This is a genomic window from Allosphingosinicella sp., from assembly GCF_036387215.1.
Taxonomy (GTDB): domain Bacteria; phylum Pseudomonadota; class Alphaproteobacteria; order Sphingomonadales; family Sphingomonadaceae; genus Allosphingosinicella.
This window is the reverse complement of sequence record NZ_DASVUE010000177.1, coordinates 1-8,151: the sequence shown is the minus strand read 5'-3', so window position 1 is coordinate 8,151 and position 8,151 is coordinate 1. Positions and strand designations below refer to the sequence as shown.

7 protein-coding genes and 1 pseudogene are annotated in these 8,151 nt (G+C 66.4%); all 8 read left to right on the top strand.

The genetic code is table 11. The features are described 5' to 3' along the window. Positions 1-186, top strand: a pseudogene (locus VF662_RS07300) (UDP-N-acetylmuramoyl-L-alanine--D-glutamate ligase); the annotation flags it as partial. After that, positions 183-1,409, top strand: a complete 1,227-nt coding sequence (locus VF662_RS07295; RefSeq protein WP_464139382.1) for an FtsW/RodA/SpoVE family cell cycle protein — start codon at positions 183-185, stop codon at positions 1,407-1,409. The pseudogene VF662_RS07300 and the gene VF662_RS07295, both read left to right, overlap by 4 nt. 9 nt (positions 1,410-1,418) lie before the next feature. After that, entirely contained in the window at positions 1,419-2,582 is a 1,164-nt protein-coding gene (murG, locus tag VF662_RS07290) for an undecaprenyldiphospho-muramoylpentapeptide beta-N-acetylglucosaminyltransferase (RefSeq protein ID WP_464139388.1), read from the top strand. Then, complete coding sequence (murC, locus tag VF662_RS07285; protein WP_464139380.1) at positions 2,579-3,991, top strand: UDP-N-acetylmuramate--L-alanine ligase; 1,413 nt, start codon at positions 2,579-2,581, stop codon at positions 3,989-3,991. Before murG ends, murC begins: the two co-directional genes overlap by 4 nt. Positions 3,992-4,017: 26 nt before the next feature. Beyond that, positions 4,018-4,998, top strand: coding sequence for a UDP-N-acetylmuramate dehydrogenase (gene murB / locus VF662_RS07280; RefSeq protein WP_464139386.1), 981 nt, complete (start codon positions 4,018-4,020; stop codon positions 4,996-4,998). After that, on the top strand, positions 4,995-5,915 hold the full coding sequence (locus tag VF662_RS07275; protein WP_464139378.1) for a D-alanine--D-alanine ligase: 921 nt from the start codon (positions 4,995-4,997) through the stop codon (positions 5,913-5,915). Before murB ends, VF662_RS07275 begins: the two co-directional genes overlap by 4 nt. Continuing rightward, positions 5,912-6,841: a cell division protein FtsQ/DivIB gene (locus VF662_RS07270; RefSeq protein WP_464139376.1), complete on the top strand. Its 930-nt coding sequence runs from the start codon at positions 5,912-5,914 to the stop codon at positions 6,839-6,841. Before VF662_RS07275 ends, VF662_RS07270 begins: the two co-directional genes overlap by 4 nt. Positions 6,842-6,849: 8 nt before the next feature. Continuing rightward, positions 6,850-8,109, top strand: coding sequence for a cell division protein FtsA (ftsA, locus tag VF662_RS07265; RefSeq protein WP_464139384.1), 1,260 nt, complete (start codon positions 6,850-6,852; stop codon positions 8,107-8,109). The last annotated feature ends 42 nt before the right edge of the window (positions 8,110-8,151 follow it).

The window sequence follows — 8,151 nt, the reverse complement described above, 5'->3', positions numbered from 1 at the left end:
TTGCTCTCGGCGAGGCTCCCGGTCAGGGAATGCGAGATGCTGGTGGAGGCGGTTGGCGTTGCCGCGGAAGCGGCCAAGCCGGGGGAGGTGGTGCTGTTGTCGCCCGCCTGCGCCTCGTTCGATCAGTTCAGGGATTATGAGGCGCGGGGGGAAGCGTTCCGCGCTGCTGTGGAGGCGTTGCAATGAACGTGTGGCAGGCGGAGGCGGGGATCGTTGCCGCGAAGAAGAAGAAAAGCAGCTCGGCCAAGTTCGGCCGCTCCGATCGGAGCGCGGTCGGCCGCTGGTTCTGGGAGATCGACCGGGTCCTGCTGCTGCTGGTGGCGGTCCTGATCTCGATCGGCCTCATCGCGGTCGCTGCGGCCTCGCCGGCCGCGGCGCAGCGTTATTCGGGCGGCGACGTCAGCTTTACCGGCCTTCATTATTTCTACCGCCAGCTGGTGTGGATCATCGTCTCCGTGCCGGTGATGATCGCGGTCTCGATGCTTCCCAAGTCGCTCGCCCGCCGCCTCTGCCTCGGCGGCGCCGCCTTCTTCACCGTCCTGCTCGTCTTCGTTCCGCTGATCGGCGCCGAAGTGAACGGCGCCAGGCGCTGGATCGGCTTCGGCTTCGCCCAATTCCAGCCGTCCGAATTTTTGAAGCCGCTCTTCATCGTCAGCACGGCCTGGCTGCTCTCGCTTCGCGAGCAGGACAAGAGCCTGCCGGTGATCCCCCTGACCGCTTTGCTGGTCGGCATCATCGCATTGCTTCTGATGCAGCAGCCCAATTTCGGCGAGACGATCATCTTCGCCACGACCTGGGTGATGCTTCTGACGCTTTCCGGAGTGTCGATGCGCGCGCTCGGCTTCCTTGGCCTCGGCGCCGTCCTCAGCGTGATCGCGGCCTATCTATTCTATCCGGTCGCAACCGTTCGCATCAACGCCTTCCTGTTCGGCGGAACCGGCGACAACGACAATTACCAGGTGGAAAGCGCGCTTCGGACGCTCACCTCCGGCGGCCTGTTCGGCACCGGCCCCGGCGGCGGCACCCGCAAGTTCCACCTGCCCGAGCCGCACACCGATTACATCTTCTCGGTGATCGGGGAGGAATTCGGCCTCATCGCCTGCATCGCGATCGCCATCCTCTATCTGGTGATCGCGGCCAGGGTGCTTATCAAGCTCCTCCACGAAGAGGATACGTTCGTCGTCCTCGCCACCGCCGGCCTCGTCGGCCAGTTCTCGCTTCAGGCGCTGATCAACATGGCCGTCAACGTCCATATCGCGCCGTCCAAGGGCATGACGCTTCCGTTCATCAGCTACGGCGGATCCTCGATGGTCGCGCTGTCGATCGGGATGGGATTGCTGCTCGCCTTCACGCGCCGAAACCCGTATCTCCACCGCTCCCCTTATGTGGTGAAATGGAGCGGTCGCTAGATGGCAGGTATCGGGATCTCCCGGCATTATGTTTTGGCGGCGGGCGGCACGGGCGGACACATGGTTCCCGCCCATGCGCTTGCCGAGGAGCTGATCGCGCGCGGGCACCATGTCGCGCTCATCACCGACGATCGCGGCGCGCGCATCCCGGGCCTGTTCGAGAATGTGCCGGTCCACATCCTTCCCGCCGGCCGGATCAGCGGCGGCCCGATCGGATGGCTGAAGGCTGCAAGGAACATCTTCACCGGCCGGGCCATGGCCGCCCGAATGTACGAGACCTTCCGCCCCTCCGCGGTGATCGGCTTTGGCGGCTACCCGGCGCTCCCGGCGCTTCTTGCGGCGCAGAAGCACGCCATCCCCACCCTGGTGCACGAGCAGAATGCGGTGCTCGGCCGCGTCAACCGCCTCGTCGCAGGACGGGTCGATGCGATCGCCACCGCTTACCCGGCCGTCGACCGCCTTGCGTCCAAGCACAATGACAAGGTCCGTCTGGTCGGCAACCCGGTGCGCGACGAGGTCCTTGAACTGCGCGAGCAACCTTATCCGCCGCTGACGGAGGACGGTATCTTCCGGGTGCTCGTGATCGGCGGCAGCCAGGGCGCGACCGTACTCTCGCAGGTGGTGCCGGACGGCCTTGCCTTGCTCCCCGAGCATTTCCGCCGCCGCCTCCAGGTCACGCAGCAATGCCGTCCCGAGGATATCGAGCAGGTCCGCGCCAAATATGCGGGCCACGGCATCCCCGCCGATCTCGCAACCTATTTCGCCGACATCCCCTCCCGCCTCGCCTGGTCGCACCTGGTCATCGCCCGCGCCGGCGCCTCGACCATTGCAGAGCTCACCGCCGCCGGCCGCCCGGCGATCCTGATCCCGCTGCCGACCGCGACGGACAACCACCAGGTGTCGAACGCCAGGGAGATGGCAAAGGCCGGCGGCGCCCGAATGATCCTCCAGTCGAAATTCAAGCCGGTCGAGCTTGCCAAGCAGATGCAGAAACTCGGCCTGGAGCCGCAGGCGCTGTCCAACGCGGCGGACCGCGCCCGCTCGGTCGGCCGTCCCGATGCTGCCAAGGACCTCGCGGACCTCGTCGAGCGCACCGGCCGCGATCCTGGGATGGACGCGCTCCCCGCCGACGAGATGGTGCTCCGCCCGATCCCCCAAGGTGCCTATGCATGAGGGGTGTCGGCACTGACATAGGGACGATCCACTTCATCGGGATCGGCGGCATCGGCATGTCCGGCATCGCCGAGGTGATGCACATCCTCGGCTACAAGGTGCAGGGTTCGGACGTCTCCGAAGGCTATGTGGTGGAGGCGCTCCGCGGGCTCGGCATCCCGGTGATGATCGGCCACCATCACGACAATCTCGGCGATGCCGCAGTGGTCGTCGTCTCGACGGCGATCAAGAAGGACAATCCCGAGGTCGCCTGCGCCTACGAGCGACGCATCCCGGTCGTCCGCCGCGCCGAGATGCTGGCGGAGCTGATGCGGCTCAAGTCCACGGTCGCGGTCGCCGGCACCCACGGCAAGACCACCACCACCTCGATGGTCGCGGCCCTGCTCGATGCGGGCGGGATCGACCCCACCGTCATCAACGGCGGTATCATCAACGCCTACGGCTCCAACGCCCGGCTCGGCACCAGCGACTGGATGGTGGTGGAGGCCGACGAGAGCGACGGCAGCTTCCTTCGCCTCGACGGCACCGTTGCCGTCGTCACCAACATCGATCCCGAGCATCTCGATCATTACGGGAGCTTCGAGAAGGTGAAGGACGCGTTCGTCGAGTTCGTCGAGAATGTACCCTTCTACGGCGCGGCGCTGCTCTGCGTCGACCATCCCGAAGTGCAGACGATCATCCCGCGCCTTCGCGACCGGCGCGTCGTCACCTACGGCTTTGCAGCCCTTGCCGATGTCCGCGGCGACAACGTCGTGCCGTTCCCGGGCGGCAACCGCTTCGACGTGACGCTGCGCGACCGGGCGGGGCAGCTGCGCGTCATCGAGGGCATCGAGCTGCCGATGCCGGGCCGCCACAACGTCCAGAACGCGCTCGCAGCGATCGGAGTCGCCTCCGAGCTCGGCATTTCGGACGAGCTCATCCGCAACGGCTTCTCCAAGTTCACGGGCGTCAAGCGCCGCTTCAGCAAGGTCGGCGAGGTCGAGGGCGTCACCATCATCGACGATTACGGCCACCATCCGGTTGAGATTCGGGCGGTGCTCGCCGCCGCCCGCGAAGGTGCGCAGGGGAGGGTGATCGCCTGCGTCCAGCCGCACCGCTTCACGCGCCTCCAGAGCTTGATGGAGGAGTTCCAGGGCGCCTTCAACGATGCCGACATAGTCTTCGTTGCCCCCGTCTACGCCGCCGGCGAGGAGCCGATCGAAGGCGTCGACGCCGAGGCTCTGGTCGAGGGCCTGAAGCAGCGCGGCCATCGCATGGTGAAGGCGGTGGACGGCCCCGACGATCTCTGCCGCCAGCTCCGCGACATTGCCGCCCGCGGCGACATGGTGATCTGCCTCGGCGCCGGCGACATCACCAAATGGGCTGCGGGGCTCGCCGACGGCATCCGCAAGGCGAGGCTCAACAAATGAGCCGAGCTCCTGACCCAGAGCCGTTCGTGTCGAGCGAAGTCGAGACACCCCCCCGAGCGAAGCCGAGGGAAAAGGTCTCGGCGTCGCTCGACAGGGCCCCTCGACTTCGCTCGGGGCGAACGGAAGTTCCGGAACTGATGGGAACTGTAGAACCCAACGGATCTCTGGCCGACTTCATCTGGTTCCGCACCGGCGGCCCTGCCGAATGGCTGGTGAAGCCGAAGGACGTTGAGGATCTCTCCCGCTTCCTCGGCGGATTGGACCCGTCCGTGCCGGTCCTCCCTGTCGGCGTGGGATCGAACCTGATCGTCCGGGACGGCGGCGTCGCCGGCGTGGTCATTCGCCTTCCCAAGAGTTTCGCGCAGGTAACAGTTGAACCCGGGAACCGCATCCGCGCCGGCGCCGGGGCAATGGGAATCACGGTCGCAAGCAAGGCACGCGATGCGGGCATTGCCGGCCTCGAGTTCCTCCGCGGCATTCCCGGTACGGCGGGCGGAGCGGTGCGGATGAACGCCGGCGCCTATGGCCGCGAGGTCGCCGATATCCTCGTGGAGGCGACACTGGTGCTCCGGGGCGGAAGCGTCGAGACCTGGCCTGCCGAGCGGTTCGGCTACACCTACCGGCACAGCGAGACGCCGGAGGGCGCTGTGGTGGTGGAGGCTTTGTTCCAGGGAACGCCGGGCGATCCTTCGGCCATTGGCGCGGAGATGGACCGGATTGCCGAGGAGCGCGAGGCCAGCCAGCCGCTCCGCAGCCGCACCGGCGGCTCAACCTTCAAGAATCCACCCGGAACCAAGGCGTGGAAGGAGATCGATTCCGCGGGCTGCAGGGGCCTCCAGATCGGCGATGCACAAGTCTCTGAAAAGCATTGCAACTTCCTCCTCAATCTTGGCAAAGCTAGTTCCGCTGAAATCGAAGCGCTCGGCGAGGAAGTCCGCCGCCGCGTGCGCGAACACAGCGGCGTCGAGCTGGAATGGGAAATCCAGCGTGTGGGGGTGAGCGAGTGAGTTCGAAGCTTCATGTTGCCGTGCTGATGGGCGGCTGGTCCGCCGAGCGCGAGGTGTCGCTGACGAGCGGCGCGGGCGTCGCCGATGCGCTCGAATCCCTCGGCCACAAGGTCAGCCGCATCGACATGGACCGGAACCTGGCCCTGGTGCTGGACGGGATCCGCCCCGACGTCGTCTTCAACGCGCTTCACGGCACGCCTGGCGAGGACGGCACGGTCCAGGGCCTGCTCGACCTGATGGGAATCAAATACACGCATAGCGGCCTCACCACCTCGGTGATCGCGATCGACAAGGAACTGACCAAGCAGCAGCTCGTCCCGGCCGGCATCCGAATGCCCGAGGGGCGGATGGTGGAAAGCGAAACGCTCCATGAAGCCGATCCGATGCCGCGGCCCTATGTGCTGAAGCCGGTCAACGAAGGCTCGTCGGTCGGCGTCGCCATCGTCACCGAGGAAGGCAATTACGGCAATCCGATCGCCCGCGGCGCCAGGGGCCCTTGGCAGGAATTCGATCGTCTGCTCGCCGAGCCCTTCATCCGCGGCCGCGAGCTGACGGTCGCGGTGCTCGGCGACGGAGCGCTCGCGGTCACCGAGCTTCGCCCCAAGTCCGGCTTCTACGATTACGACGCGAAATATACGGACGGCCTGACGGAGCATGTCTGCCCGGCCGAGGTTCCGGACGATGTTCGCGATGCCGCGATGGAGATGGCGCTGCAGGCGCACCGTGTGCTCGGCTGCAAAGGCACCTCCCGCTCCGACTTCCGCTGGGACGACGAGCAGGGGGTGGACGGGCTTTATCTGCTCGAAGTGAACACCCAGCCCGGAATGACCCCCTTGAGCCTCGTGCCGGAGCAGGCAAAGTATCGCGGAATGAGCTATCCCGAGCTCGTCCAGCGCATCATCGAGGAGGCGTTATGAGTGCGAAGATCGCCCGCGGCTCCCAGTCTCGCTCGAGGCCCAAGGCGAAAAGCCTCTCGCGCGGCTCGTCGAAGAAGGCCCCGCCGCCGAGGATGCTCGATGCTCTGCCGCTTTCGGCCGAGACGGTTCGCCGGGTCAGCGGCTGGATATTCCTCGCCGTGCTTCTGGCGCTTGCAATTGCGGTTGCCGCGGCGCTGCAGGTGCCGCAGATGATCGGCACCTCGATCGGCGAAGCGGTGGGCCAGGCCGGTTTTTCCGTGAAGCGGGTCGAGATCAAGGGCCTCAACCGGATGCAGCGGCTCCCCGTTTATTCGGTCGCGCTCGATCAGAATTCGATGGCAATGCCGTTGGTGGACCTGGAAGGGACGCGCGAGCGCCTGCTTCGCTTCGGCTGGGTCGAGGACGCCCGAGTCTACCGCCGCCTTCCGGACACGCTCGTCGTCGACATCGTCGAGCGGCAGCCGGCGGCGATCTGGCAGCACAACCAGCAGCTGACCCTGATCGACCGCGACGGGATCGTTCTCGAGCCGGTGAAGCTCGATGCCATGCCCGATCTTCCGCTCGTGATCGGCCCCGGCGCGAACCGCCGCAGCGGCGAGCTCGGCCGGCTGCTCGCCGCCGCGCCCGAGATCAAGCCGATGATGGAGGGGGCAACCTGGATCGGAGGAAGGCGTTGGGACCTTCGCTTCCAATCGGGTGAGGTGCTTGCATTGCCGGAAGGGCAGGGGGCCGCGCAAAAGGCGCTGGTGAAGTTCGCGCGCATGGACAAGATGACTCAGCTTCTCGGCCGCGGCTTCGCCCGCTTCGACATGCGGGTGCCGGGCAAGTTCATCGTCCGCGTCTCCCGCGAGCCCGGAAGCACCGTTCCGGATATCGAGGCCAATGTTCCCACTGGCGCACCCGTAGACGCTCGGAAGACGATTTGAGCAGAAGATTGCCCCCGCCGCCGGCACGCAAGCTCGTGACCGCGCTCGACATCGGCTCCTCCAAAGTCTCGGCGCTGATCGCCGAGCCGACGGAGAATGGCGAATTGAAGATCCTCGGCACCGGCCAACGCGAGAGCCGCGGCGTCCGCCGCGGCTTCGTCGCCGACATGGAGCGCACCGAAGCCACGATCCGCGAGGCTGTCGAGCAGGCCGAGCGGATCGCCGGAATCAATGTCGACGATGCCTATGTCGGCTATTCCGCGGGCGGACTTGCAAGCACGGTCGCGAGCGTCGAGGTCGAGATCGGCGGCGCCAGGATCGAGCAGGACGACATCGACCAGTTGCTGAGCGTCGGCAAGGAATCGATCGATCCACAGGGCAAGATGATCCTTCACGCGATGCCGGCGCTCTACACGCTCGATGGGCTCCAGGGCGTGAAGAAGCCGCTCGGGCTCCATGCGGAGAAGCTCGCGGTCGACATCCACGTCGTCTCGGCCGAGCCTTCGCCGATCCGCAACCTCGATCTCTGCGTCCGCTCGGCCCATCTCGGCGTCTCCGCGATCGTCGCTTCGCCGGTCGCGGCGGGCAAGGCCTGCCTCAGCGAGGAGGAGCGCGAGCTCGGCGTTGCGCTCGTGGAGCTCGGCGGCGGCGTTACCAATGTTTCGGTGTTCGCCGGCGGGATGCTGGTCGGCCTGAAGTCGCTCCAGACCGGCGGCATCGACATCACCGACGACATCGCCTCCGCCTTCGGCACCCGCCGCGTGGAGGCGGAGCGGATGAAATGCTTCTACGGCTCGGCCACCACCAGCCCGCGCGACAATCACGACATGATCGAGCTCGCCCCGATCGCGGGCGGCGAGGACGGCACGGAGGCCTCGCGCATCACCCGCGCGCAGCTGATCGCGGTGATCCGCCAGCGCCTCGAGCAGCTCACCGGCGAGATTGCCACCGCTTTGAAGGAGCTCGGCTTTTCCGGACCCTTCGGCCGTCAGGTGGTGCTGACCGGTGGCGGATCGGAGCTGAAGGGGATCGCCGATTACGCGCAGGGGGTGCTCGGCCGAGCGGTGCGCATCGGGCGTCCCAAGATGCCGGGACTTCCCGAAGCGCATAGCGGCCCCGCCTTCACCACGCTTGCCGGGCTTGCCCAGTTCGCCGCGTCCAAGGAGCTCGACCTCCGCCAGCTCGGAGGCGCCGAAACGACTGTTCCGAAATCGGACGGAGGCAACATCGTGCAGCGCCTGATCGCGGCATTTCGGACTCAGTATTAAGAAAAATTACCGAGAGGTTAACTTTTTGCTCGCACAGCGGAA

What these genes read in the sequence shown, in the direction of transcription:
- VF662_RS07295 (WP_464139382.1), top strand. Translation starts at nt 183, where the DNA reads ATGAACGTGTGGCAGGCGGAGGCGGGGATCGTTGCCGCGAAGAAGAAG.
- murC (WP_464139380.1), top strand. Translation starts at nt 2,579, where the DNA reads ATGAGGGGTGTCGGCACTGACATAGGGACGATCCACTTCATCGGGATC.
- VF662_RS07270 (WP_464139376.1), top strand. Translation starts at nt 5,912, where the DNA reads ATGAGTGCGAAGATCGCCCGCGGCTCCCAGTCTCGCTCGAGGCCCAAG.